General features: G+C 66.6%; 27 protein-coding genes. 13 read left to right on the top strand and 14 right to left on the bottom strand.

All coding sequences use genetic code 11. The annotated features are described in order from the left end of the window. Window positions 1–3: 3 nt before the first annotated feature. Window positions 4–603: a GNAT family N-acetyltransferase gene (locus AC06DU_RS05990; protein ID WP_024939465.1), complete on the bottom strand. Its 600-nt coding sequence runs from the start codon at window positions 601–603 to the stop codon at window positions 4–6. 226 nt (window positions 604–829) lie between these two features. Here AC06DU_RS05990 and AC06DU_RS05995 point away from each other — a divergent pair, with 226 nt between their 5' ends. The 5 genes from AC06DU_RS05995 (at window position 830) to AC06DU_RS06015 (ending at window position 5,366) form a co-directional block, all read left to right on the top strand. Continuing rightward, window positions 830–2,026, top strand: coding sequence for a sensor histidine kinase (locus AC06DU_RS05995; RefSeq protein WP_016901692.1), 1,197 nt, complete (start codon window positions 830–832; stop codon window positions 2,024–2,026). After that, a complete protein-coding gene (locus AC06DU_RS06000; protein ID WP_016901693.1) occupies window positions 2,026–2,667 on the top strand; it encodes a response regulator in 642 nt (213 codons plus the stop codon). Before AC06DU_RS05995 ends, AC06DU_RS06000 begins: the two co-directional genes overlap by 1 nt. Window positions 2,668–3,040: 373 nt before the next feature. Beyond that, the gene (locus AC06DU_RS06005; protein WP_184615362.1) at window positions 3,041–4,222 is read left to right on the top strand and encodes a polyketide cyclase; all 1,182 of its coding nucleotides are present in this window, start codon (window positions 3,041–3,043) and stop codon (window positions 4,220–4,222) included. A gap of 95 nt (window positions 4,223–4,317) precedes the next feature. Continuing rightward, a complete protein-coding gene (locus tag AC06DU_RS06010; RefSeq protein ID WP_039815377.1) occupies window positions 4,318–4,689 on the top strand; it encodes a DUF423 domain-containing protein in 372 nt (123 codons plus the stop codon). 2 nt (window positions 4,690–4,691) lie between these two features. Next, window positions 4,692–5,366, top strand: a complete 675-nt coding sequence (locus AC06DU_RS06015; RefSeq protein WP_154831633.1) for a DNA-3-methyladenine glycosylase family protein — start codon at window positions 4,692–4,694, stop codon at window positions 5,364–5,366. Window positions 5,367–5,403: 37 nt separating this feature from the next. Here AC06DU_RS06015 and AC06DU_RS06020 read toward each other — a convergent pair whose 3' ends face one another. From AC06DU_RS06020 to AC06DU_RS06035, 4 genes are all read right to left on the bottom strand, one after another. Continuing rightward, window positions 5,404–6,201, bottom strand: coding sequence for a M15 family metallopeptidase (locus tag AC06DU_RS06020; protein ID WP_184615360.1), 798 nt, complete (start codon window positions 6,199–6,201; stop codon window positions 5,404–5,406). 173 nt (window positions 6,202–6,374) lie between these two features. Next, complete coding sequence (locus AC06DU_RS06025; protein ID WP_024939461.1) at window positions 6,375–6,554, bottom strand: type II toxin-antitoxin system antitoxin; 180 nt, start codon at window positions 6,552–6,554, stop codon at window positions 6,375–6,377. Then, the gene (locus tag AC06DU_RS06030; RefSeq protein ID WP_184615358.1) at window positions 6,551–6,835 is read right to left on the bottom strand and encodes a hypothetical protein; all 285 of its coding nucleotides are present in this window, start codon (window positions 6,833–6,835) and stop codon (window positions 6,551–6,553) included. The genes AC06DU_RS06025 and AC06DU_RS06030 overlap by 4 nt, the downstream gene beginning before the upstream one ends. A gap of 9 nt (window positions 6,836–6,844) precedes the next feature. After that, window positions 6,845–7,714, bottom strand: coding sequence for an SPFH domain-containing protein (locus AC06DU_RS06035; protein ID WP_016901700.1), 870 nt, complete (start codon window positions 7,712–7,714; stop codon window positions 6,845–6,847). Between the two features lie 127 nt (window positions 7,715–7,841). Between AC06DU_RS06035 and purT the strand changes: the two genes are divergently transcribed. Then, window positions 7,842–9,041, top strand: coding sequence for a formate-dependent phosphoribosylglycinamide formyltransferase (purT, locus tag AC06DU_RS06040; RefSeq protein ID WP_184615356.1), 1,200 nt, complete (start codon window positions 7,842–7,844; stop codon window positions 9,039–9,041). Window positions 9,042–9,148: 107 nt separating this feature from the next. Here the strand turns inward: purT and AC06DU_RS06045 are convergent, their stop codons facing one another. Both AC06DU_RS06045 and AC06DU_RS06050 read right to left on the bottom strand, forming a co-directional pair. After that, window positions 9,149–10,378, bottom strand: coding sequence for an endonuclease/exonuclease/phosphatase family protein (locus AC06DU_RS06045; RefSeq protein WP_260286113.1), 1,230 nt, complete (start codon window positions 10,376–10,378; stop codon window positions 9,149–9,151). A gap of 52 nt (window positions 10,379–10,430) precedes the next feature. Further along, complete coding sequence (locus AC06DU_RS06050; RefSeq protein WP_184615500.1) at window positions 10,431–11,345, bottom strand: arginyltransferase; 915 nt, start codon at window positions 11,343–11,345, stop codon at window positions 10,431–10,433. Here AC06DU_RS06050 and AC06DU_RS06055 point away from each other — a divergent pair. After that, a complete protein-coding gene (locus tag AC06DU_RS06055) occupies window positions 11,236–11,973 on the top strand; it encodes an EF-hand domain-containing protein (RefSeq protein ID WP_425598420.1) in 738 nt (245 codons plus the stop codon). The two genes, AC06DU_RS06050 and AC06DU_RS06055, sit on opposite strands and share 110 nt — an antisense overlap. Window positions 11,974–12,159: 186 nt before the next feature. On the opposite strand, the gene AC06DU_RS06060 is transcribed toward AC06DU_RS06055, so the two are convergent. The 4 genes from AC06DU_RS06060 to AC06DU_RS06075 all read right to left on the bottom strand — a co-directional run bounded on the left by AC06DU_RS06060 (window position 12,160) and on the right by AC06DU_RS06075 (window position 15,867). Continuing rightward, a complete protein-coding gene (locus AC06DU_RS06060; protein ID WP_184615352.1) occupies window positions 12,160–13,353 on the bottom strand; it encodes an RNA polymerase sigma factor in 1,194 nt (397 codons plus the stop codon). Window positions 13,354–13,452: 99 nt separating this feature from the next. Continuing rightward, on the bottom strand, window positions 13,453–13,962 hold the full coding sequence (locus AC06DU_RS06065) for a putative signal transducing protein (protein WP_184615350.1): 510 nt from the start codon (window positions 13,960–13,962) through the stop codon (window positions 13,453–13,455). A 148-nt stretch (window positions 13,963–14,110) separates the two neighbouring features. Further along, window positions 14,111–15,025 carry an acyl-CoA thioesterase II gene (gene tesB / locus AC06DU_RS06070; RefSeq protein ID WP_016901707.1) on the bottom strand — a complete coding sequence of 305 codons (915 nt, stop codon included), beginning with the start codon at window positions 15,023–15,025 and terminating at the stop codon, window positions 14,111–14,113. A 71-nt stretch (window positions 15,026–15,096) separates the two neighbouring features. Further along, window positions 15,097–15,867 carry an enoyl-CoA hydratase/isomerase family protein gene (locus AC06DU_RS06075; protein ID WP_046342022.1) on the bottom strand — a complete coding sequence of 257 codons (771 nt, stop codon included), beginning with the start codon at window positions 15,865–15,867 and terminating at the stop codon, window positions 15,097–15,099. A 53-nt stretch (window positions 15,868–15,920) separates the two neighbouring features. Here AC06DU_RS06075 and AC06DU_RS06080 point away from each other — a divergent pair, with 53 nt between their 5' ends. Then, complete coding sequence (locus AC06DU_RS06080; protein WP_478203800.1) at window positions 15,921–16,358, top strand: copper chaperone PCu(A)C; 438 nt, start codon at window positions 15,921–15,923, stop codon at window positions 16,356–16,358. Window positions 16,359–16,636: 278 nt separating this feature from the next. Here AC06DU_RS06080 and AC06DU_RS06085 read toward each other — a convergent pair whose 3' ends face one another. Both AC06DU_RS06085 and uvrA read right to left on the bottom strand, forming a co-directional pair. Then, a complete protein-coding gene (locus AC06DU_RS06085) occupies window positions 16,637–17,044 on the bottom strand; it encodes an acyl-CoA thioesterase (protein WP_016901710.1) in 408 nt (135 codons plus the stop codon). Further along, window positions 17,044–20,010: an excinuclease ABC subunit UvrA gene (gene uvrA, locus AC06DU_RS06090; protein ID WP_478203801.1), complete on the bottom strand. Its 2,967-nt coding sequence runs from the start codon at window positions 20,008–20,010 to the stop codon at window positions 17,044–17,046. The genes AC06DU_RS06085 and uvrA overlap by 1 nt, the downstream gene beginning before the upstream one ends. Window positions 20,011–20,301: 291 nt before the next feature. Here uvrA and rplU point away from each other — a divergent pair, with 291 nt between their 5' ends. From rplU to obgE, 3 genes are all read left to right on the top strand, one after another. Further along, a complete protein-coding gene (gene rplU, locus AC06DU_RS06095) occupies window positions 20,302–20,622 on the top strand; it encodes a 50S ribosomal protein L21 (RefSeq protein WP_046342025.1) in 321 nt (106 codons plus the stop codon). A 12-nt stretch (window positions 20,623–20,634) separates the two neighbouring features. Continuing rightward, on the top strand, window positions 20,635–20,895 hold the full coding sequence (gene rpmA, locus AC06DU_RS06100) for a 50S ribosomal protein L27 (RefSeq protein WP_003484326.1): 261 nt from the start codon (window positions 20,635–20,637) through the stop codon (window positions 20,893–20,895). Between the two features lie 250 nt (window positions 20,896–21,145). Then, a complete protein-coding gene (gene obgE / locus AC06DU_RS06105; protein ID WP_016901714.1) occupies window positions 21,146–22,195 on the top strand; it encodes a GTPase ObgE in 1,050 nt (349 codons plus the stop codon). Between the two features lie 91 nt (window positions 22,196–22,286). On the opposite strand, the gene rpsT is transcribed toward obgE, so the two are convergent. Further along, window positions 22,287–22,556, bottom strand: coding sequence for a 30S ribosomal protein S20 (gene rpsT, locus AC06DU_RS06110; RefSeq protein ID WP_002807888.1), 270 nt, complete (start codon window positions 22,554–22,556; stop codon window positions 22,287–22,289). 116 nt (window positions 22,557–22,672) lie between these two features. Between rpsT and murJ the strand changes: the two genes are divergently transcribed. Together murJ and AC06DU_RS06120 are read left to right on the top strand one after the other, a co-directional pair. Further along, window positions 22,673–24,265 (top strand): murein biosynthesis integral membrane protein MurJ, encoded by a 1,593-nt coding sequence (murJ, locus tag AC06DU_RS06115; protein ID WP_184551549.1) that lies wholly within the window; start codon window positions 22,673–22,675, stop codon window positions 24,263–24,265. Between the two features lie 222 nt (window positions 24,266–24,487). Next, a complete protein-coding gene (locus AC06DU_RS06120; RefSeq protein ID WP_478203802.1) occupies window positions 24,488–25,528 on the top strand; it encodes a bifunctional riboflavin kinase/FAD synthetase in 1,041 nt (346 codons plus the stop codon). The last annotated feature ends 5 nt before the right edge of the window (window positions 25,529–25,533 follow it).

Consider the following 25,533-nt stretch of genomic DNA (forward strand, 5'->3'; position numbering starts at 1 on the left):
GCCTCAGCTCCCCGTCGACGGGTTGTCGGTGGCGGCGGCATGACGCGGCCGGCCGACCCACGGCAGGTGGTCGGGCAACTTGCCGGCATAGGTCTCCTTGACCCACGGATAGCTGCACATGTCTTTCATCAGCATGCTGGCGCGCACCTCGACATCGGCCATGGTGTTCTGGCCGACCTCGCGGAAGCCGAAGCTGCCATGGAACAGCAGCGCCGCATCGGCGCCATGGTCCAGGAACACCTCGCAGGCCAGTTGCGGGTAGCGCAACTCGGTGTAGCTCTGCACATCGGCATAGAACGCACGCCCGACGCCACCGCCGCGACGGCGGCTGGCGACCACGATGCGGTCGATATAGAAGAATTCCGGGTAACGGTCCCGGAACCAGGCGAAATTGCTGCTGTCATGCGCACTGCCGCTGCCGAACCCGACCAGGAACCCGGCCAGGTTGCCGTCGCGCTCGGCGACGCGGAAATATTCGGCCTGCTCGTAGAAACGTTGCAGCTTGGTTGAATCCAGCGGCAGGATTGCCAGTCCGGCATTGTTGTTCAGGGCCAGGACGGAATCGAGCTCGTGCTCGCGCACGTCGCGGATAACGATCGACATTGGGACTCCGTGGGGTAACGCTCTCGACCCGAAATCGGATCTGCGTCGGATTATTGCATGCGTGGCCTGAAGCGGCGACCCGCCGTGTGCTGCCAGCCAGGCATGAGAACCGACTGCAGCATGCCAATGCCGGCAGCTCCTGCTGCCAGGCCCGGCGCGCCATGCCACACGCATGCATGACTTCCGGCAAGAGGGCAGCCGCCCGGCGAGCGCCTAAGATGCCTGCATGTTGGGATACCTCAGTCATACGCGCGTCCTGCGCTTCGCCGGCCTGTTCACCTGGGCGATGATCGCCATGCCCTTGGTGTACACCTACTGGCCAGCCGCAGAAGAGGGCGACCACCGCAGCGTGGCCGAAGGCCTGCTGATGTCGGCGTTCTTCGTCGGCTTCGGCGCCAGCTACTTCTGGCTGACCCGCGGCCTGAGCAGCGGCGGCCATGCGCATTGGTACGACCGGCTGATCCTGCTGCTGCTGACCATCTTCGCGCTGGCGGTCAGCTATCTCAGCGGGACCGGGCTGGGCAGCATTCTGATGATGGTGGCGGCGGGGGTGATCCCCTGGTTGCTGCCGCTGCGCATCGGCGTGGCCTGGCTGGTGCTCAGCCAGCTGGCGGTGCTGCCGGTGTTCTATTACCTGCGCCCGGACTTCACCCTGTTCGCCGCGCTGATGCAGTCGCTGCTGTACGGCGGCTTTTCGATGTTCATCTTCGTGACCAGCCTGGTCGCGCGCCAGCAGACCGATGCCCGCGAAGAACAGCGCCGGCTCAATGCCGAGCTGCGCGCCACCCGCGCGCTGCTGGCCGAAAGCGCCCGCGTCAACGAGCGCACCCGCATCTCGCGCGAGCTGCACGACCTGCTCGGCCACCACCTCACCGCGCTGAGCCTGAACCTGGAAGTGGCCGGCCACATCACCGACGGCCAGGCCCAGGAGCACGTGCGCCAGGCGCATACGCTGGCCAAGCTGCTGCTCACCGACGTGCGCGAAGCGGTCAGCCACCTGCGCGACAGCGGCGCGATCGACCTGGAAGCGGCCCTGCGCCCGCTGGTGACCCAGGTGCCGTCGCTGGACATCCACCTGGACATCGCCCAGCCGCTGACCCTGGACGACCCCGAGCGCGCCCACGTGCTGCTGCGCTGTACCCAGGAAATCATCACCAATGCGGTGCGCCATGCCGGTGCGCGCAACCTGTGGATCCAGGTGCGGCGCGATGCCGACACCGTGTTGATCGACGCGCGCGACGATGGCCATGGCGCCGACACGGTGGCGCCCGGCAACGGGCTGCGCGGCATGCGCGAGCGGCTGAACCAGTATGGTGGCCAGCTCGAGATTCAAACCCGGCGGGGTGACGGCTTCGGCCTGCGCATCTCCGTCCCAGGCGCGCCGGCACTGATGCCTGCGGCCGTGACTCAAGGAGTGTTCTGATGATCCGTGTGTGCCTGGTCGACGACCAAACCCTGGTACGCCAGGGCATCCGCTCGCTGCTGGCGCTGGATAACGGCATCGAGGTGGTGGCCGAGGCCTCGGACGGCAAGCAGGCGGTTGAGCAGATCCCGCAGGTCCAGCCCGATGTGGTGCTGATGGACATGCGCATGCCGGTGATGTCCGGCCTGGAGGCGCTGCAGATGCTCTCGCGCAACGGCACGCTGCCGCCGACCATCATCCTGACCACCTTCGACGACGACCAGCTGGTGCTGGCCGGGCTCAAGGCCGGCGCCAAGGGCTACCTGCTCAAGGACGTCTCGCTGGAACAACTGGTCGGCGCGATCCGCACCGTGGCCGACGGCGGCTCGCTGGTGCAGCCGGCGGTGACCCAGCGCCTGCTGTCGGGCCTGGAGCACATGCGCAACGAGTTCGTCAGCCTGGACCGGCCCGATCCGCTGACCGACCGCGAGACCGAGATCCTGCGGCTGATGGCCAGCGGCTTCTCCAACAAGGAGATCGCCAACTCGCTGGGCGTGGCCGAGGGCACCATCAAGAATCACGTCTCCAACATCCTGTCCAAGCTCGGCGTGCGCGACCGCACCCGCGCGGTGCTGAAGGCCTTCGAGCTGCAATTGGTCTGATCGGCAGCGCAGGGGGTGCAGCTGCCGGCGCGCGGCGCTGCGCGCGCTTCGCCGCGCATGTGGCAACGCGCGTGGCGGGGTGGTCTGGTCGTTTCCACGCCGATCATGCGTGCTGCCGGAGGAACGAAAACCGCGCCGGCGGCAATCGCATCACACACAGGCATCGCGCGATGTGCATGATAGCTGCGCGCAATCTGCCCAAACCCTTGTGCAGGTTGGGATTGCGCAGTCATGGACTGCGCGGTTGCGCGGTGGATGACACCGCAAGACCGCGCTACCCGTCGCACAACTGAACATCTTTCTCGAAGCCTGCTAGGATGGCGGCTTCGCTTCACTCAACCCGGCCGTGGGATCGGCCCCGGAGACCTCCTGAATGACCCGTATTATCGAGTTCCTGATCGCCTTGGGGATCGTGGCTGGCTTGTTTGTCGTGGTGGGCTTGGTGTTGCCCTCGGAGCGGCAGATGTCCGAGAGTGTTGAGACCAACCGCAGGATGACGATTGTTTACGACACCGTGAACAGCTTCCGTCGTTTCAAGGATTGGAACCCGCTTGTGCTGCGTGACCCGAAGATCCAGCTGAAGCTGGTCGGCCCGAACGAGGGCAAGGGTGCACGCGTCGAATACAGCTCCACCGAAGGCTACATCGGCGACGGCAGCTGGGAGATCACCAACAGCGTCAAGAACGAGCGTGTTGAGATTTCGATCGACGATCCCACCAAGGGCTACGACAAAGTCACCAACTTCACCCTTGCGCCAACCGGCAAGAACAACAAGAACGTCAAGATCACCCAGGACTACAGCGTCAAGTACGGCTGGAACCTGTTCGGTCGTTATGCCGGCCTGTATGTCAGCCGCCACGTGGGCGACGACCTGAAGCTGGGTCTGTCGCGTCTGGCGACCGCGCTGGCCACCGTGCCGAATTTCGACTACCGCGCCCAGCTCGACGGCAAGCCGGTGTTGAGCGATCTCAAGCTCGTCGATGTGCCGGCCGAGGACCTGCTGGTCGTCAACGCGGGCAACATCGATCGTGACAACGAGACGATCAAGAAGTCGATCAAGGACAACCAGGAGTGGATCAAGCGCGTGATGGACGCCAACGGCCTTGAGGCTGCTGGTCCGGTCCGCATCGTGACCACCGACTTTGCCACCGACAAGTACGCGTTCGACGTGGTGCAGCCGGTCCGCAAGCGTGCCGGTGGCGCGCCGAAGACCGATGCCAAGGCCGACACCGCCAAGGCCGATGCCAAGAAGGATGACGCCGCGGCTGCCGCACCTGTGGATGCAACCCCGGTTGCTGCAGCGGGCGAGGAGTTGAAGGTCAACATCCCGTCGGAAGCACCGGTCAAGTACGAGCGCACCAAGGCACACCGTTCCGCGTTTGCGACCTACGCAGGCCACATGGCCGGCCTGGACGCAGTGCGTAGCTCCCTGCGTGCCTGGGCTGCCACCAACGGCAACGACGTGACCGAGCGTCCGTACGAGTCGTGGAAGGGCGGCGTGGACAAGTCGTTTACGCAGGACGGTACCTACGACGTCTACTGGGCCATCAAGTAATCGTCTCACCACGATGATCTGATCCAGACGAAAACGCGCCGCAGTCCTGCGGCGCGTTTTTTTTTGCGCCACGGCGCTGCAATGGAATCGCCTTTATGTCACTGCTCGAACGTCGCAAGAAACATCCGTCGCTGCTGGCGTTTTGCGGCGCCTTGCTGGCCGCCAGCGCGGTGGGCCTGTCGGCCTATGCCTCGCACGGGGTAGCCGATGCGCTGGTGCAATCGCGGCTGCAACTGGCAGCGCTGTATGCCTTTGGCCACGGTGCCGTGCTGACGGTACTCGGCGCCACCGAAACGCGCGCGCTTGGCCGGCTCGGCCTGTATCTGCTGTTGCTCGGCACGCTGCTGTTTGCCGGCAGCCTGGTCGGCGGCGCGCTGCTGCACTGGCCCACCAGCCTTGCACCGGTGGGCGGCGTCAGCCTGATGCTGGGCTGGGCGGTGCTGGCGATCGGCGCGTTGAGGCGCTGAGCATGCCGCGCCATGCCCGCGGATTCGATGTGGAGGCCGCCTTCGCGCACCTGACCCGGCGCGATCGCGCGCTGGGCGCGTGGATGAAGCGCATCGGCCCGATCGCCGCGCAGCCGGGTTGGCGCAAGCCGTTCGATCCGGTGGACGCGTTGGCGCGCGCGATCCTGTTCCAGCAACTCAGCGGCAAGGCCGCATCGACGATCGTGGCGCGGGTGGAGGCGGCCATCGGTGCGCCGCGCCTGCATGCAGACACGCTCGGTCGCATCGACGACGCGGCACTGCGTGCGTGTGGCGTGTCCGGCAACAAGTCGCTGGCGCTGCGCGATCTGGCGCGCCGCGAGCGCGATGGCGAGATTCCCTCCCTGCGCAGGCTCGCCTTCATGGACGAGGAAGCGATCGTGCAGGCGCTGATCCCGGTGCGCGGCATCGGCCGCTGGACGGTGGAGATGATGCTGATGTTCCGCCTGGGGCGCCCGGATCTGCTGCCCGTCGATGACCTGGGCGTGCGCAAGGGCGCCCAGCGCGTGGACAGGCAGGAACAGATGCCCACGCCGAAGGAACTGGCCATCCGCGGCGAACGCTGGGCCCCGTACCGCAGCTACGCCGCGTTTTATCTATGGAAGATCGCCGACTTCAGCGTGGCAGCCAAAGTGCCGACGCCGCGCTCGCAGGAGTAGGGCGTTGCAGTGCGGTGCGTGCGGCTTGCCGCGCGCATTACGCCGCCGACCAACGCCAATGCCAGGGCTCGTAGATGATGCCGTAGGGATTGTCGCGCGGATAACTCAGCCGGTAGCCAAAGCGATCCGCGTTGTCGCGCAGCCACGCGAAGGCCGGCGTGGTCTCGAAGGATTCTTCCACCGGCGGCTCGCCGGGCGTGCCGATATCCAGTGCATCGCCGCTGTGGTGTTCGCTGAAGCCGGGCGCGGTGTTGACCGCCAGGATTTGCGGCACCGTCAGGCCGCGCGCCAGCTTGCGTTCGAAGATCGCCAGTTGGTAATCGTGGCTGCGATACCCGGACAACGCATCCAGCAGCACGCCAGCGCGTGCAGCGTCGGCCTGCATCTGCCGCCATGCACGGCTTGCGCCGGCGCTGAGCCACAACGGCCGTGCAAAACGATCGCGTCCGGCAAAGTGCAGGGCAGCAGGTTCGGCCACCAGGCTCAGCCCGGTCTGCCGTGGATACGCCTCCACGTCGATTTCCAGTTGCGCCAGCCGCTGCTGCACGCCGCTGACCGGCAACAGCGTGTTCGTCCGGTCCGATGCACGCCCGCCTGGCAGTTCCAGCAGCGCCAGTGCCTCGTCCAGCCCCGGCTCGTACGCCAGTCGCGGGATCAACGGCATCACGCCCTGCGGCAGATGCGCGGCCAGGTAGCGTCCGTCGCGCTTGCGCCGCAGCAGCCAGTCGGCCTGCGCCAGCACGCGTGCATCCGCATTGCCGCGCGCACGCAGCAGGTCTGCCGGCCACAGTTCGATGTCGGAGGTGTTGAGCAGAAAGCGTGGGGAGTTGCGCATCGCCGCAGCTTAGCGGGTGCCACGTGAGGGCTGCCAGTCCGGAGCGGCGCGAACGCTTGCCTGCAGCGATAAAGATGCTCCGCTGAGCGGCGGCGGGGCGGATGCATGCGAGCGGAAGCTGATCCGTTCTGACGATCACTCACGCCTGTGCTTGTTCTCAACCGGGCTTACTTTCAAGCATCGGCGTCCTTGTCGCCCTGCGGCTTCGGCAGGCGCCCGGCCTTGCGTAGCGCATCGCGCAGCACGTATTCGATCTGCGCGTTGAGGCTGCGCAGTTCGTCGTCGGCCCAGCGCTGCGCGGCGGCCAGCACGTCGGCGTTGATGCGCAGCGGGTAGGCCTTCTTCTCGCTCACTCGCGCTCCTGGCGGCCGCTGTGGCGGCGCAGGTGCATCACCATCGACACGATCAACGCATTCACACCGACGAGCATGCCGATCACCACCGCATAGATGCCGGCGCGGTTGTCGCCGGCCCAGTACAGGCAGGCAGCACCGATCAGGATGACCAGGCTGATCAGGGCCCAGCGCAGCCCCAGGCCGCGCGCGCGGTCGTCGTCGTCCGCACCGATGGAGGCGGCGATTGCCAATGCAGGCAAGCCGGAAAGCGCGACGACCAACGGCACCATGACATTCATTGCATCACCTCAATACAGCGAGCCGGCGTTGACCACCGGTTGGGTGCCACGATCAGAACACAACACGGTGAGCAGGTTGCTGACCATGTGCGCCTTGCGCTCTTCGTCCAACTGCACCACGCCGTTTTTCTGTAGCTCGGCCAGCGCCATTTCGACCATGCCCACCGCACCGGCGACGATGCGCGTGCGTGCGGCGATCACCGCATTGGCCTGCTGGCGTTGCAGCATGGCCTGGGCGATTTCCGGCGCGTAGGCGAGGTGGCTGATGCGTGCTTCGATCACGTCCACGCCGGCCTGGGTCAGGCGCTCGTCCAGATGGCGCTTGAGTTGTTCGCTGATTTCGGCCGGATGGCTGCGCAGCGAGATCTGATCGTCTTCGTGCTGGTCGTACGGGTAGCTGGTGGCCATCGCGCGTAGCGCCGCTTCGGACTGGATATGCACGAAGCTTTCGTAATCGTCGACGTTGTAGACCGCCTCGGAAGCGTCCAGCACCTGCCACACGATGACCGCGGCGATCTCGATCGGGCTGCCGTCCAGTTCGTTGACCTTGAGCCGGCCGCTCTCGAAGTTGCGCACGCGCTGGCTGACCCGGCGCTTGGCATAGAAGGGGCTGTTCCAGCGCAGGCCCGGGTCCTTGACCGTGCCGACGTACTTGCCGAACAGGCTCAGCACCGCCGCCTGGTTCGGCTCCAGCGTGTACAGGCCGGCCAGCATGAAGATGCCCGCCGCCACCACCAACAGCGCAATCAGGAACCCGGCTGGAGTCGGGCTGCCGGCCGCCAGGGTCGTGAGAATGAACCAGGCGGCGCCCGCGAACGCGGCGCCAGCGGCGAGGATGACCGGAATGCCCGGCAGTGAGCTGATCGGCTTCTCTTTCATGAGGTGGGTGTCCTTGGGGAGTGGAAAAAAGATATCAAAGTGATATCAGTCTCTGCAAGTCGTGCGGTCGGCGGCCGTGGTGACGGCCCGTTAGAATGGCGGCCCCCTCCCGATCTGGACCGCGCTCATGACTACTCTCGGCACGCCGTTGTCGCCTTCCGCCATCCGCGTGTTGTTGCTGGGCTCGGGCGAGCTGGGCAAGGAAGTGGCGATCGAATTGCAGCGCTTCGGGGTGGAAGTGATCGCCGCCGATCGCTATGCCGACGCGCCGGCGATGCAGGTCGCGCACCGCTCGCATGTGCTGGACATGCTCGATCCCCAGGCGCTGCGCGCGCTGATCGCCCAGGAGCAGCCGCATCTGATCGTGCCGGAGATCGAGGCGATCCATACCGAAACGCTGCTCGCGCTGGAGCGCGAGCAGGGCCAGCGGGTTATCCCGACCGCGCGCGCCGCACGCCTGACCATGGACCGCGAGGGCATCCGTCGCCTGGCTGCCGAAACACTGGGCCTGCCGACCTCGCCGTATCGCTTCGTCAACACGGCTGCCGAGTATCGCGAGGCGATCGTCGCCGTGGGTCTGCCGTGCGTGGTCAAGCCGGTGATGTCGTCCTCGGGCAAGGGCCAGAGCACCCTGCGCAGCGAAGCGGACATCGAGGCGGCCTGGGACTACGCGCAGACCGGCGGACGTGCCGGTGCCGGCCGCTGCATCGTCGAGGGCTTCATCGACTTCGATTACGAGATCACCTTGTTGACCGTGCGGCATGCCGGCGGCACCTCGTTCTGCGACCCGATCGGGCATTGGCAGAAGGACGGCGACTACCGCGAGAGCTGGCAGCCGCAGCCGATGTCAGCGGCCGCCTTGCAGCGCTCGCAGCAGATTGCGCAGGCCATCACCGACGACCTGGGCGGTCTGGGCCTGTTCGGCGTGGAATTGTTCGTCAAGGGCGACGAGGTGTGGTTCAGCGAGGTCTCGCCACGCCCGCACGACACCGGCCTGGTCACGCTGGTCTCGCAGGAGCTGAGCGAATTCGCCCTGCATGCACGCGCGATTCTCGGCCTGCCGGTCGGTGCGGAAAACGGCGGCGTGATCCGTCAGAGCGGCCCGTCGGCCTCGTGCGCGCTGCTGGCGCACGGTCATGGCGTGCCGGCCTTCGACAATGTCGCGCAGGCTTTGCGCGACCCGGACACCGCACTGCGCCTGTTCGGCAAGCCGCGCGTGGACGGTCACCGCCGCGTCGGCGTCACGCTGGCGCGCGCGGACAGCATCGACGCCGCGCGCGAGAAGGCGCGGGTAGCCGCAGAGGCAGTGCAGATCCGGCTGGACTGAGCGCTGCGCGGGTCATGGCGCGGTTGCGGCGACCAGCCGCAATCGCGCCACGAAACAAGCAACCACCCGACGCGTCAAATCCCCAATCCCGAATCACCGCTGCCGAATCACTGCGCCCCAGCCACATCCACCCAAACCGCATGATGATCGCTGCCATCGGCGATCGCCGCTTCCGGCGTGGCGCTGGCGGGCCAGAAGATGCCGCTGCCGACCAGGGTGAACTGGCGCGAAGGCAGCACGTAGTCCAGCCGCATCGTGCCCGCCTGCGGCCCGAAGTCGCCGGTGACCTGGTGTGGGTCGCCCGCATGTGCAATGCCTTGCGCGGCGTATTCGGCGGTTTTTTCCGGGCCGCCTGCACTGTGCGGCGTGGGGTACTGCAGCACCCGCGGGTGCGTGATCAAGGCGCGGATCGCATCGTGCCTGCCGGCGCCGTCGACCGGGTCGTTATTGAGGTCGCCGAGAATGACGAAGCGCGCGTCGGCGGGCAGCCCGCCGCAGCGGCCCTGGTCGTCGCACAGCCAGCTGGCGTCCTTGGGATTGTCCAGATACTCGCGCCACAGCCGCAGCTCGTCGTGGTTGCGGGCGACGTTACGCTTCTCGGCGCCATCGAACACCGGCGGGGTGGGGTGCGAGACCAGCGCGTGCACCACACCGAGCGGCGTGCGCACCGGCACGTCCCAATGCGATTTGGACGACAGCCGCAGCTGCGCCCAGATCGCGTCGCGATAGAACGCTTGTTTGCTGGACGGGTCGGTCGGGCGCAGCGCACCCGGCAGCGCACTCCATTTCAGCAACTGGAAACTGCGCACCGCCTGCGTGTCGATCGGGTAGCGCGACAGCACCAGCATGCCGTACTGGCCGGGATGCAATCCGTAACCCCAGGCATCGTTGCCGCGGGTGCGGCCATCGCCACCGACGCTGCCGTTGTTGTCCAGATCCAGGCCGCTCGGCACGCCGGTATTGACCGGGGCCAGGTAGCGATACGGGTAGCGCAACGCTGCGCCGCCGCTCGGCTGGGCGACCTGCAGATAGCGCTGCTGGAACAGATCGGCGGCGCGGTGCTCGGGGTCGAAGTCGAACTCGTTGAGCAGCACCAGATCCGGACGCACCCGCTGCAGCACCGCGGCGATCTTGCGCGCATGCGCGCTGTCGCCCTGCAGTTCGCGCACCAGGCCGCCGGCCTGATCCGAATACAGCGAGGTGTTGTAGGTCGCGATGCGCAGCTGGGCCGGCGCGGAGGCGGCAGTTGCCTTGGCGCTTGTCTCCGGAGAGGTCGCCTGATGGGCGCAGGCGGCGCAGAGCGCGGTCAGCGCAAGCAGTAAGAGAGGTCTGATCATCGCCACATTCTCGCATGTGCAAGACGACAGCCCGATGTCGTCCCGGCGGGGTTCACCCTTCCGGTGCAGCGGCAGGAAGCCCGCGCCACTGGCGGCCGTCGTAGGCCTCCAGCGCGCTGAAGCGGCGCTTGTAGTTCATCTTGGCATGGCCGTCGATCCAGTAGCCCAGATACACATGCGCGCGGCGCTCGCGTTGCGCCCACTGGATCTGCTGCAGGATCGCAAAGGTGCCCAGGCTGCGCGCAGTGGCATCCGTTGCGTAAAACGTATAGACCGCCGACAACGCATGCTCGGTGACATCGGTGACCGCAACGGCGAGCAGCCGCCCAGGCGCATGCGCCACCGCCGGTTCGCGGATTTCCAGGAAGCGTCCATGCGACCAGCCGCCGATCAGGAACTGGTCGAATTCGGTGGCGCCGTGTTCGTCCATGCCGCCGCCAGGATGGCGGTGCTTGAGGTACTGCCGGTACAACGCGAGTTGTTCGTCGGTGCGCTCGGCAGCGACCACGCGCACCACCAGGTCCTGGTTGCGCGCCAGGCAACGGCGCTGGCTGCGATCGGGCCGGAACGCATCCACCGCGATGCGCACCGGCACGCAGGCGCGGCAACGTTCGCAATGCGGCCGGTAGACCAGATCACCGGAGCGACGGAATCCCCATGCCAAGGCCTGCGGATAGATCGCACCCAGACGCGGGTCGTGTGGATCCAGCACCAGGTCGCGCGCACGGCGCTCGGACCAGTAGCCACAGGCATGCTCGCCGGTCTGGAACAGGCGCAGGTCGTCATGGGTGTCGGCGTGGATGGCCATGGCGTCAGGATAGCGCCTGCGCGTCGCAACGGCGGCGACTGTCCGCCGGATGAATACGCCCGGTTGCCGCGTCAACGCGCACGCCGATGGCTCGTTGATGTGGGTGTTGGTGGCAGCGCACGGTGGATCCGGATGCGCCACCCACGCGATGCGGCCCATGCAGGTGCCGCGTGTGGTTCCCACATTCCAGGAGTTTCTCATGACGTCTCGCAAACCGTTTTTCGCACTGGCCGTGCTGGCTGCCCTGTCCACCGGCGCGGTGTTCGCCGCTCCGCCCGCAGCCGGCGATGCGCCGCGTCCTGCCAAACTCGACAAGAACGGCGATGGCGTGATCGATCGCAGCGAAGCCGCCGCCGACCCCAAGCTGGCCGCACAGTTCGACACGCTGGACACCAACAAGGACGGCAAGCTGTCGCGCGACGAGCGCCCGCATCATCGCGGCCCGGGGCGCGGTGGACGCGGCGAATGGCTGAGCAAGCTCGACACCAACAAGGACGGCCGCATCAGCCGCGAAGAGGCCAAGGCCGACCCCAAGTTCGCCGGGCGCTTCGATGAGATGGACATCAACAAGGACGGCTTTGTCGATCGCGCCGACCGTGAGCTGCGCATGCAGCAGCATCGCGATGCATGGTTTGCCAAGGCTGATACCGACAAGGACGGCAAGTTGAGCAAGGCCGAGTTCGATGCCGCATCCAAGCAGCGCGGCGAGCATGGCCGCTGGGGTCAGGGCGAGCATGGCGATCACGGCAAGCGTCCGATGCCGGCCAAGCCTGCCGCGGGCAACTGAGTTCATCCAGTCGCTTACCCGGTCGCAGTGCTGCGACCGGGGCAGCACTGACGTCACACGCAGCATGTAAACCGCAACACGCAACAAGGCGCCGATCGACCAACGGCCTCCCGCGCAAGCAGGAGGCCGTTTTTGTTGATTGGAATGGCCGCACTTGCCGCATGCGGCGATGAGCTCACGCCGGGATCAGAGCATCCCCAGCTTCATGTAGTGCCGCACGATGGGCAGCATGACCGCCGCCGTGCTCACCAGCATCGCGGCCGGGCTGAACATGCAGCGATACAGCAGCGGTGCCCGCGTGGTGCCGCGTCGTTGCGCATCGCGTTCCAGCATCGGGCGCATGACGCGTGGCAGCACCCGGATGGATTGGTAGTTGAGCACCGCCATGCCTGCGCCCAGCAACAGCAGCGACGTCCATGCGCCGGCATCCAGGCGTTTGAGCAGCAGCGTGCTGCCCACCACCAGCACCGACGTTAGTGTGGTGATGTGCAGGAAACGACGAATCGCCGCTGCTTCGGCGGCGGTCTGCGCAAAGCGCAGCAGATACCAGCACGACCAGTACGTGCCGACGCCGGCAACCAGCACGGCGCCGGCGGCGAATAGCGATGGCAGGCCGAGCCAGAGGCTTAGCGCACCGGCGGCGCTACCCCCGCCCAGGGCCGAGCCGGTCAGCCCGCTCACGCCTAATTTGCCCGCGCCCCCCATGCCGGTCAGCACGATGGCCGCGCTCGCGGTCCCCGGCGCGGCCAGCAGGGTTGCCGAGGTCACCGCGGTGGCAAAGGCCACGCTGGGCGCGCTGGCACGGGCGAACTCGCCGAACCGGCGCAGCAGCTCGCCGCGCACGCTGGCACGTGCCCGCGACAGGCGTTTGCGCACGGCCGCATCGCTCAGTCCGAGCAGCGAAGCGACCTGCCGCGAACTCTGGCCTTCGCGATAAAACAGCAGCAGCGTCTCGCGGCTCTCTTCGGGCAATGCAGAAATGATGTCGAGCGCGGCGATCTCTTCTTCCACCTGCAGCAACTGGTCGGCGGGCGAGGGGGCCGGGTCGGCAGCCATCGCGATCGCCAGGTCCGCCGCTTCGCCGCTGAGCGCGCGATGCCGGTTGGCGCGCAGCCAGTCGCGCGCCAGGTTGCGGGTGATCTGCCGCAGCCACGGCAGGAAACTAGCCGGCTGATGCAATTGCGCCAGCCGCTGCCAGGCGCGCAGAAAGGCTTCCTGGGCGATGTCTTCGCTGGCGGCGATATCGCGGGTGATCGCCAGCGCGATGGCGGTCACCGTGTTCTGGCAGGCGCGCACGATGCGGCCGTAGGCCTGCTGGCAGCCGGCGGCGGCGACCGGCAATTCGCGTTGCAACATCAGGTCCAGCGTGTCGGTGTGCATCGGCGCAATCCATGTCCTGGTCCCAGCATGACGCAGGCGAGCAGCGGATGTGACCAACGTGATGGCGGTGGCGCCTGGCGCACCGCCGGGTGACTGCGCTCAGCGCGCCGGCTGGATCCGTACACGCACTTCGTCGTCCTCTGCGGCGGGCGGTGCGGTGGTGGCGGGCGCTGGCTGCGCGGCCGGCGTTGCCACTGGCCTGGCCGCATCCGGGGCATTGCGATGGCGCAGCACCACGAACATGGCGACCGCGCCGATCACCAGCAGCAGCACCAGCCGGATGCGCCAGGCCCAGCTGCGCGCATTGGTGCTCGAGCCGTTTTCGCCGTCGCGGAAGGTGTACTCCACATTCGGCAGGTCGCGGCGGGTGGTGTCGAGCAGGCGTGCGTCGCGCAGCAGATCGCGGGCGCGCGGCTGGTCGTCGGCGTGCACGATCCACACCGTGGGGTAGGCCTGGGCGTTGCCCTGTTCGAGATAGCTGAACTGGCCGCTGCGCTTGCTCTCGTAGGAGCGGCCGTTGCTCATGCGCACGTCGATACCGGCGTTGCGCAGGAGATCGGCCACGCCTTCGGCGGTTTCGATACGTTGACTGCTGAAGATCTTGCGCATGCTTAAGGGGTGCCAGCGATTGCCGAGCAGGGCGCGCTGCGAATGCGCTTGCTCGAGCTGAAAGAAAGGAGCGGCAAGGACGTCGATCCAGGCCGGAAAGTGCAGGCGGCCATCAGCATGCCTGCGCGCGACGAACGCGGTGCAGCGATCAACATGGCGAGTCGTTTGCCGGCACCGCGATCGCGCTGCCGTCGGGCACCACCCGGATCAGGCCTTCCTGGGTGGTGCTGGCGACCAGCACGCCATCGCGGGTGAAGAACTGCCCGCGCGCCAGGCCGCGCGAACCCTGTGCGGTGGGGCTGTCGAGTGAGTACAGCAGCCAGTCGTCGGTGCGGAACGGGCGGTGGAACCACAGTGCGTGATCGAGCGAGGCCATCTGCACATTCGGCGTGTAGTAGCTGATGCCATGCGGAAAGGTGGAGGTGCCCAGCAGCTGAAAATCCGAGGCATAGGCCAGCAAGGCCTGGTGCAGGCCGACGTCGTCGCCGACCGGGTCGCTCAGGCGCAGCCACATCTGCTGGAAGGGCGGGCGCTTGGGCGGCTTGAGTTCGTCGCGCGGAAACACATGGCGAAACTCGAACGGGCCGCCACGCGACAGCCAGCGCTGCACCTTGGCAGGCAGTTTCTCCAGCACCTCCGCCGCCAGCGGCGGGGTGGGTTCGATGTCTTCGGGCGGCGGCACCACCGGCATCGCGGACTGGTGTTCGGCGCCGTCTTCGCGCTGCTGGAACGAGGCCGCGCAGAAGAAGATCACCTTGCCATGCTGGATCGCAGTGACCCGGCGCACCGAAAAACTGCCGCCATCGCGGGTGCGATCGACGTCGTAGACGATCGGGTGGTCGATGTTGCCGGCGCGCAGGAAATAGGCATGCAGGGAGTGCGCCTGGCGCCCGTTGTCCACGGTGGCCTGCGCGGCGGCCAGCGCCTGGCCCAGCACCTGTCCGCCGAACACGTACTTGGTGCCGATATCGCGGCTCTGGCCGCGGAACAGGTTGTCTTCCAGGCGCTCCAGCGACAGCAGGCTGATCAGTTCGGAGACGACGGGTTCGGCAGTGGCGGACAAGGGGCTGGCCTGGGCGTGCGACGGACCGCGATTATAGCGGGCCGCCCCCTGCGCGCCGTGCGGGAGCGCCTTCAGGCCTTCTGCAGCCGCGCCACCAGGCCGTGCAAGGCGGCCTGCGCATCCGGCGCGTACCAGCCGTCGATGAAGCGCTCCAGCTGGATCAGCTCCGGCGCCAGTGCCGCGCGCAGATCGGCGCGGGCAATCGCGCGCGTGGCCAGCATCGGCTGGCGCGGCAGCTGCTGCAGGTCCTGCAGCCAGGCCACCGCGCGGGCGGTGACCAATTCGCCATCGACCAGTTCGTCGACCAGGCCGATCGTGACCGCCTGCTCGGCCGGCAGCAGCTGCCCGGAGATCAGCAGGCGCTCGGCGCGGTGCGCGCCGACCACGCGGCGCAGCAGGCGCTGGATGCCTTCCGGCGCAGCCAGGCCCACCTGCACCTCGTTCAAGCCGATCGCATACGGTTTGGCGGTATCGGCGCTGCGTGCCATCACCCGGTAGTCGCAGCACAGCGCCAGCACGCAGCCGCCGGCCGGCGCATGCCCGCCGATGGCCGCGACCACCGGCACGCGGCTGTTGGCCAGCGCCTGCGCGGCCTCGAAGAAGGCCGTCCAGCTGGCCAGCAACGCGGCGCGGTCGGTGCCATGCGCCAGCAGGTGCGGCACGTCCATGCCACCGGAAAAGATCCGCTCGCTGCCCGACAGCACGATGCCGTCGGTCTCCTCGCCGGCCTGCTGCACCGCAACGCTCAGGGCCTGGCACAGCGCGCTGTCCAGTGCATTGACCGGCGGGCGCGCCAGACGGATTTCGCGAAGACGGCCATGGTCTAAGATCTGGATGCTCATTCGGGGCTCCTGGAGGTTGGGTCATGATAGACGGCAGTCGAAGCAGGCAGCGCATGTACGCACGCGTGTTCGGTGCATGGGTGATGCTGGCAAGTGCAGGCGCTGGCGCGCAGTGCCTGCCCGAGTTCAAGGGCGGCTGGATCCGCATTCCGCCACCCGGTGGCATGGGCATGGCAGCGGGCTTCGGGCAGTTCCACAATGGCTGTGCGCAGCCGTCGAAGGTCACCGCGGCCAAGAGCAGTGCGTTTGCCGATGTGTCCATCCACGAGACCACGCAAACCAACGGCGTCAGCCGCATGCGCGCGGTGCCGGAGCTGGCGTTGCCGGCCGGCAAGTCGGTGCCGCTTGCGCCGGGCGGCCTGCATCTGATGCTGATGGAAGCGCGTGCGCCGCTGCAGGAAGGCGCGCAGGTGCCGGTGACCTTTACCTTGCAGGATGGCCGCGAGGTCAAGACCACGCTGCAGGCGCGCAAGCGCGCGCCGGGCTCGTAAACGCGCGCGCAGTGCGTGGACGAGCGAGGCTGCAGCCTGCAGCCTGCAGCCTGCAGGTTGCAGTTCTTGCAGAACCCACTGCGCGATGTTGCCGATCAAACCCAATGCGTGGTGGCAGGCAGGCTGCCACTTCACTGTGTCGGTCTGGTCTCGATCACGTGGCCTGTCGGTGGTATCGCGCAGCGGCACGACAGGATCGCTGCAAACAACAACGGCGGCTCCCGGAAGAGCCGCCGTCGTCTTATGGCGCTGGAGATCCAGCGCGCAACCGGCAAATCTCAGCTGCTGGCGGCGCGTACCGCGTCCGGCAGCGATGCGCTCTTGCCGGTCTGCGTATCGATCCACACCACCACCACGTTGCCATCGGAATACAGCACGCCCTCGTCCTTCTGGTCGAGGATGCGGTGACCGATGGTGATGCTGCTGCTGCCCAGGCGCTCGACGAACAGTTCCACCAGGATGTCGTTCGGCCATACCAGCGGGCGCTTGTAGTTGACGTTGGTGGCCGCAACCACCGGCGCGATGCGGTCGGTCATCGCCACGCCTTCAACGCCCAGCATCCAGCGCACGCGCGCTTCCTCCAGATACGAAATGTACTTGGCGTTGTTGACATGGCCCATGCTGTCCATGTCGCGCCAGCGCACGCTGATCGGGATGCGTGCCAACACCTTGTGCTCTTCGCTCATCAGCTTGCCTTCTTCTTTGCGGTTTTCTTGGTGGCGGACTTGGCGACTTTCGCCACCTTCTCCGGTTTGATCTTGCGTGGCGGGCGCGCATCGGGCTTGTTGGCCATCGCCGCCGGCCGGGTCTCGCGCGCCTTCACCGATGGCAGCATCTTGGCCAGGAACTGCCCGGTGTAGGACGCCTTGTGCGCGGCCACATCTTCCGGCGTGCCGGAGACCAGGATGCTGCCGCCGCGATGGCCGCCTTCCGGGCCCAGATCCACGATCCAGTCGGCGGTCTTGATCACGTCCAGATTGTGTTCGATCACCACCACCGTGTTGCCCTCGTCGCGCAGCTTGTGCAGCACGCCGAGCAGCGCTTCGATGTCATGGAAGTGCAGGCCGGTGGTCGGCTCGTCGAGGATGTACAGGGTGCGTCCGGTATCGCGGCGCGACAGCTCCTTGGACAACTTGACGCGTTGCGCCTCGCCGCCGGACAGCGTGGTCGCGCTCTGTCCCAGCTTGATGTAACTCAGGCCCACATCCACCAGGGTTTCCAGCTTGCGTGCGATCGACGGCACCGGCTCGAACAGCCGCAGCGCGTCCTCGACGGTCATCTGCAGCACGTCGCTGATGTTGAAACCCTTGTAGCGGATCTCCAGCGTCTCGCGGTTGTAGCGCTTGCCGTGGCAGACATCGCAGGGCACGTAGACGTCGGGCAGGAAGTGCATCTCCACCTTGATCAGGCCATCGCCCTGGCAGGCTTCGCAGCGGCCGCCGCGTACGTTGAAGCTGAAACGGCCCGGCGAATAACCGCGCGCGCGCGCCTCCGGCACCTGCGCGAACAACTCGCGCAACGGCGTGAACATGCCGGTATAGGTGGCTGGATTGGAACGCGGCGTGCGCCCGATCGGCGACTGGTCGATATCCACGACCTTGTCGAACAGATCTAGATTCTCCACCTCGCGATGCGCGGCCACCGGATGCGAGGCGCCGTTGATCTCGTTGGCCGCCAGCGAGAACAAGGTGTCGTTGATCAGCGTGGACTTGCCCGAGCCGGACACGCCGGTGATGCAGGTCAACAGGCCGGCCGGAATATCCAGGTCGACATTCTTCAGGTTGTTGCCGGTCGCCCCGCGCAGATGCAGCATCATCTTCGGGTTGGGCTTGTGGCGCTGCTTGGGAATCTCGATGCGGCGCTTGCCCGACAGGTACTGGCCGGTCAGCGAGCCGGGTGCATCCAGGATGTCCTGCAGCGTGCCCTGCGCGCAGATTTCGCCACCGTGCACGCCGGCGCCGGGGCCGATGTCCAGCACGTAATCGGCCAGGCGGATCGCGTCCTCGTCATGCTCGACGACGATCACGGTATTGCCCAGATCGCGCAGCCGCGTCAGCGTGCCGAGCAGGCGTTCGTTGTCGCGCTGATGCAGGCCGATCGATGGCTCGTCCAGCACATACATCACCCCGACCAAGCCGGCGCCGATCTGGCTGGCCAGCCGGATACGCTGCGCCTCGCCACCGGACAAGGTATCGGCCTTGCGTTCCAGGGTCAGGTAATCCAGGCCCACGTCGACCAGGAAGCCCAGCCGTTCGCCGATCTCCTTGACGATCTTGCTGGCGATCTCGCCACGCCAGCCCGGCAGCGACAAGCCGCGGAAAAAGCTCAGCGCCTCGTTGACCGGCAGCACCACCAGTTCGGGCAGCGGGCGGTCGGCGACGAACACGTTGCGCGCGGCACGGTTCAGACGCGTGCCGTTACAGGCCGGGCAGGGCTGCTGGCTGACGTACTTGGTCAGCTCTTCGCGCACGGCCGGCGATTCGGTTTCGCGGTAGCGGCGTTCCAGGTTCGGCAGGATGCCCTCGAAGCGGTGCTTGCGCGTGGTGCGCCCGCCCGCATCGGTGAAGTAGGTGAAACTGATCACCTCATCGCCGCTGCCGAACAGCACCGCCTGGCGCACCTTGGCTGGCAGCGTGTTCCACACCGCGTCCACGTCGAACTTGTAGTGCTTGGCCAGCGAGGCGATCAGCTGGAAATAATAGGCATTGCGGCGATCCCAGCCGCGCACCGCGCCGGCCGACAGCGACAGCTCCGGATGCACCACGACGCGATCCGGGTCGAAGAATTCGGCCACGCCCAGGCCATCGCAGCTGGGGCAGGCGCCCACCGGTGCGTTGAACGAAAACAGCCGCGGCTCCAGCTCCGGCAGCGAGTAATCGCAGACCGGGCAGCTGTACTTGGACGAGAACAGGTGCGGCGCCGCGGCCGGGTCGTCCAGCGACTGCACTGCGACCATGCCTTCGCCGAGCTTGAGCGCAGTCTCGAAACTTTCCGCCAGCCGTTGCTTGATGTCTTCGCGCGGACGGAAGCGGTCGATCACCGCCTCGATGGTGTGCTTCTGGCGCAGCGCCAGCGGCGGCACCGCGTCGATCTCGTATAGCTCGCCATCCACGCGCACGCGCACAAAGCCCTGCGCGCGCAGCTGCTCGAACACCTGCGCATGCTCGCCCTTGCGCTCGCGGATCACCGGTGCCAGCAGCATGTAACGCTGCTCCTGGTCCTGCGTGAGCATGTGGTCGACCATCTGGCTGACGGTCTGCGCCTCCAGCGGGAAGCCGTGGTCCGGGCAGCGCGGCTGACCGACGCGCGCGTACAGCAGGCGCAGGTAGTCGTAGATCTCGGTGATCGTGCCGACCGTGGAACGCGGGTTGTGCGAGGTCGACTTCTGTTCGAGCGAAATCGCCGGGGACAGGCCTTCGATGTGGTCCAGGTCCGGCTTTTCCATCACGCTGAGGAACTGGCGCGCATACGCCGACAGCGACTCGACGTAGCGGCGCTGGCCTTCTGCATAGATGGTGTCGAACGCCAACGACGACTTGCCCGAGCCGGACAGGCCGGTGATCACGATCAGTTTGTCGCGAGGCAGGTCGAGGTCGATGTTCTTGAGGTTGTGCGTCCGCGCGCCGCGGATGCGGATGAAATCCATCGCCATGGGGGATCCGATGTCGGGCCGGCGAACCGGCAGTGGTGCGAGCGTGCTCAGCAGGAATGAGTGGCAGTCGATCAGCCTACCCGCCGACCTAGGTGAGGGCAATTGCCCCAAATGCCAGTCTGACCGGGCGCCTGTGGCGGCCGGATGATGCGTTGCACGGGTGGATCGGGCAGGGCCATGGCCGGCTGGCCGGCAGGTTGACCCCAAACCCCGCAAGCCCGTACAATCCCGCTCCTGTCTGCCCTAGGGCACGTCAGTGCGACCATAATAACTACAGAGGAAAACCTGGTCATGTACGCAGTTCTGGTAACCGGCGGTAAGCAATACCGCGTCGCGCAGGGCGAAACGCTCCGCGTGGAAAAGCTCGATGTCGAAGCTGGCAACGAGATCAAGTTCGACACCGTCCTGATGCTGGGCGATAGCGATGGCATCAAGCTGGGCGATGCGCTGAAGGGCGCCTCGGTCACCGCCAAGGTCGTGGCCCATGGCCGCGCCGACAAGGTGCGCATCATCAAGTTCCGTCGCCGCAAGCACCACATGAAGCGTCAGGGACACCGTCAGCACTACACCGAAATCGAGATCACCGGCATCGCCGGTGGCGATAAGAAGTAAGGAGAACCAGTCATGGCACACAAAAAAGGCGTAGGTTCCTCGCGCAACGGTCGCGATTCCAACCCGAAGTACCTGGGTGTGAAGATCTTCGGTGGCCAGGCCATCGATGCCGGCAACATCATCGTGCGTCAGCGTGGCACCCAGTTCCATCCGGGCGCCGGCGTCGGCCTCGGCCGTGACCACACCCTGTTCGCGCTGGTCGACGGCAAGGTGGAGTTTTCCACCAAGGGCCCGAAGAAGCGTCGCACCGTCAGCGTGGTTGCCGAGGCGTAATCGCCCGCTCCATGCAGGCCAGTCCGTCAGGCATCGCTGCCTGGCGGACGAGACGGAAAGCCCCGCTTTTGCGGGGTTTTTCGTTTGACGGCCGGGAGTGGAGAATCGGGAATCGGGAATCGGAAAAGCCGGCTCCTGGTCTCTTCTCGCTCCTTGCTGTCTTGCTGGTGAGTGCGCTCGCCGGCAGGGGTCAGGCTGGTTTCTTTGGCCGATTCCCTATTCCCCATTCCCAATTCCCGGTTGCAAGCTCATGAAGTTAGTCGACGAAGCAGAAATCCTGGTCAGTGCCGGCAATGGCGGCAATGGCTGTGTCGGCTTTCGCCGCGAGAAGTTCATCCCGCTCGGTGGGCCCGATGGTGGCGACGGCGGTAACGGCGGCAGCGTGTGGATCGTGGCCGACGAGAACGTCAATACGCTGGTCGACTTCCGGCATGAGCGGACCTTCAAGGCGCAGCGCGGCGAGAACGGCATGGGCCGCCAGGCCTACGGCAAGGGCGGCGAAGACCGCATCATCGTGGTGCCGGTCGGCACCGTGGTGATGAACGTGCAGACCGACGAAGTCATCGGCGACCTGACCCAGCATGGCGATCGCCTGCTGGTGGCCAAGGGCGGCAAGGGCGGCCTGGGCAACATGCATTTCAAGAGCTCGGTCAATCGCGCGCCGCGCCAGTCCACCACCGGCGAAGAGGGCGAGGAGCGGTTGCTCAAGCTGGAGCTGAAGCTGCTGGCCGACGTCGGCCTGCTGGGCTTTCCCAATGCGGGCAAGAGCACCCTGATCCGCGCGGTGTCCTCGGCAACCCCGAAGGTGGCCGATTACCCGTTCACCACCCTGTACCCGAATCTGGGCGTGGTCAGTGTCGAGGCATACCGCAGCTTCGTCATCGCCGACGTGCCGGGCCTGATCGAGGGCGCGGCCGACGGTGCCGGGCTGGGCACGCAGTTCCTGCGCCATCTGCAGCGCACCCGTCTGCTGCTGCATCTGGTGGACATTTCGCCGATGGATGGTGGGGTGGAGGCGTCGCCGGTGGATCAGGTGCGCACCATCGAACGCGAGCTGGAGCGCCACGATCCGGAGTTGCTGAAGAAGCCGCGCTGGCTGGTGCTCAACAAGGCCGACCTGATGTTCGAGGACGAGGCGCGCGCTGCGGCCGAGACGATCGTGGCAGAACTCGGCTGGACCGCGCCGTGGTATCTGGTCTCGGCGCTGGGTCGCGATGGCACCTTCCCGATCATGAAGGACATCATGGCGTTCTTCGACCGGCAGCGCGAGGACGAGCTCGAGGCGCGCAATGCCGGCTGAGCGCATGCGCAGGCACACAAAAAACCCGGCCAAGGCCGGGTTTTTCTATGCCACCGCAAGCCGGGCCTGCGGTGATGCCAGCACGGCTCGCTTACGCGGCCTTGATGGCCTTGATGCGAGCGGTCAGACGGCTCTTGTGACGCGCAGCCTTGTTCTTGTGAATCAGGCCACGGGCGCTGAAACGGTCGAGGATGGGCTGGGCAACGGCGAAAGCAGCTTCGGCGCCTGCAGCATCGTTGGCGTCAAGGGCCTTGATCACCTTCTTGACGGCGGTGCGCAGCATCGAACGCTGGCCCGTGTTGCGCTCATTGCGCACGACGGTCTGCTTGGCGCGCTTCTTGGCGGACTTGATATTGGCCACGGTGGTGGGTTCCTGAAAAATCGGTGTAGTGGAAAAAGCAAGCGGGAAAGTATGATGGGCTTAGTTATGTACGTCAAGTCAGTTGTCAAGAGGGATGCAGCGTGAGCAAGCCCGGCATGTTGAGAGGCCTGCTCTCATTCAGCAGTATGACCATGGTGTCGCGGGTGTTGGGCCTGATCCGCGACCAGGCGATCTCCACCACCTTCGGCGCCAATGCGGTCACCGACGCGTTCTGGGTGGCGTTCCGGATCCCCAATTTCCTGCGTCGGCTGTTTGCCGAGGGCTCGTTCGCCACCGCCTTCGTGCCGGTGTTCACCGAGGTCAAGGAGACCCGTCCGCATACCGACCTGCGCGAGCTGATGTCGCGGGTGTCCGGCACGCTCGGCGGCATGTTGCTGCTGATCACCGCGCTGGGGCTGATCTTCACCCCGCAGCTGGCGTCGGTGTTTTCCGATGGAGCGGCCACCGATCCGGATAAATACGGCCTGCTGGTCGATTTGTTGCGGCTGACGTTTCCGTTTCTGTTGTTCGTCTCGTTGACCGCGCTGGCGGGCGGGGCGCTCAACAGCTTCCAGCGGTTTGCGATTCCGGCGCTGACGCCGGTGATCCTCAACCTGTGCATGATCGCCGGCGCGCTGTGGCTGGCGCCGCGGCTGGATGTGCCGATCCTGGCGCTGGGCTGGGCGGTGCTGGTGGCCGGGGCGCTGCAGTTGCTGTTTCAGCTGCCGGCCCTGAAGGGCATCGACCTGCTGACGCTGCCGCGCTGGGGCTGGACGCACCCGGATGTGCGCAAGGTGCTCACCCTGATGATTCCGACCCTGTTCGGTTCGTCGATCGCGCAGATCAACCTGATGCTGGACACGGTGATCGCCGCGCGGCTGGCCGACGGCTCGCAGTCGTGGCTGTCGCTGGCCGACCGGTTCCTGGAACTGCCGCTGGGCGTGTTCGGGGTGGCGCTGGGCACGGTGATCCTGCCGGCGCTGGCGCGCCATCACGTCAAGACCGACCGCAGCGCGTTCTCCGGCGCGTTGGACTGGGGGTTCCGCACCACGCTGCTGATCGCGATGCCGGCGATGCTCGGCCTGCTGCTGCTGGCCGAGCCGCTGGTGGCGACCTTGTTCCAGTACCGCCAGTTCACCGCCTTCGATACGCGCATGACCGCGATGTCGGTCTACGGCCTGAGCTTCGGCCTGCCGGCGTACGCCATGCTCAAGGTGTTGTTGCCGGCCTTCTACGCCCGTCAGGACACCCGCACCCCGGTGCGTGCCGGTGTGGCGGCGTTGATCGCCAACATGGTGTTCAACTTCGCGTTGCTGGCAGTGGTCTACCAGATCATGGTGCCGCCCGAGCTCAAGGCGCAGGGCGTGATGCAGGCGCTGGGCAAGCAGCCGGGTCTGCATCTGGCGCTGGGCATTGCCAGCGCGCTATCCAGTTATCTCAACCTGGGTTTGCTGTGGTACTGGCTGGGCAAGTCCGGCGTGTACCAGCGCCGGCCGGGTTGGGCTGGCTATGCGCTGCGCCTGCTGCTGGCATGCGCGGCGATGGTGGCGGTGCTGTTGGGCCTGCTGTGGTGGCTGCCATCGTTCACCGTGATGGACAAGTGGGATCGCATCGGCTGGCTGGCGGTGCTGGTCGGCAGCGGTGGGGCGACCTACCTGGTGGCGCAAGTGGCGCTGGGATTGCGGCCGCGGCATCTGCGCGAGGGCTAGTCGTCCGCCGAACTGGCCGAGTGGGTCCGCAGCCAGCCGTAATGACGGTGGGCGGGGCCAATCCCGGGCCGGGAAGGCGCGCAATCGTCTGCCCGCTTCCGGGACGCGGCGGCACAGGCCCGCCCGGGGCCGCGCCCATGCGGATTGACAGGCACGGCTATACTTGCGGGTTATGCATCAACGAGGGTCGGCCGGCAGGCCGGCATCTGTTTGGATCGAGGAATGAGCAGGCTGTTTAGAGACGTCGAGGGCGGGACGCTGTTCCCGCACGGAAGCGTGGTCTGCATCGGCGCCTTCGATGGCCTGCACCTGGGGCATCGGGCATTGGTGCAGCACGCAGTCGCGCGCGCGCGCGCGCTGGGGGTGCCGGCGGTGGCGGTGAGCTTCGAGCCGCTGCCGCGCGAGTTTTTCGCCCCGGCCGCGCCGCCGCCGCGGCTGACCCTGGCCCGCGCCAAGATCGAAGGGCTGCACGGCTTCGGTGCCGACAGCGTGGGCATGATCCGTTTCGACGGTCGCCTGTCGGCGATGAGTGCCGAAGACTTCGTGCGCCTGGCCCTGGTCGGCCGGCTGTGCGCCAAAGAGGTCTGGATCGGCCCGGAGTTCCGTTTCGGCCATCGGCGTGGCGGCGATATCGGCCTGCTGCGCTCGCTTGGTGCCCAATACGGCTTTGCAGCGGGCGAAATCGCGCCGGTGCACCTGCACGGCGAGCGCATCTCGGCCACGCGCATCCGTGAGCTGCTGGGCGCGGGCGAGTTCGCGCACGCCGGGCAATTGCTTGGCCGTCCGTATGCCATCGGCGGGCGGGTGGTGCGCGGCAAACAGCTTGGCCGCACCCTCGGCTATCCCACCGCCAATCTGCGCTTTCCGCGCACGCCGGCGCTGTCGGGCATTTACGCGACCTGGGTGCATGGCGTGGCCGAGCGGCCGTGGCCGTCGGTCTCGAGCTTTGGCACGCGCCCGACCGTGGCCGGTGTGGAGCCGCTGCTGGAAGCGCATCTGTTCGATTTCCAGGGCGATCTGTATGGCCGGCATATCGAGGTCGAATTCGTCGCCAAGCTGCGCGACGAAGAGAAGTTCGACGGCCTGGACGCGCTGACGGTGCAGATGCATCGAGATGCCGAGCAGGCGCGTGCGGTGTTGGACAGGCACGCAGTTTCTGCAACACATGCGAGTTCCTCGCAACAGCCCGCCTATGATGCGAGTCCCTCGCAAGAGCCCGCACATCCATGTGCGGACTTATTAAAAAATCCAGCGCAACGGTAGAGACC

This window comes from Xanthomonas sp. NCPPB 3200, from assembly GCF_056393585.1.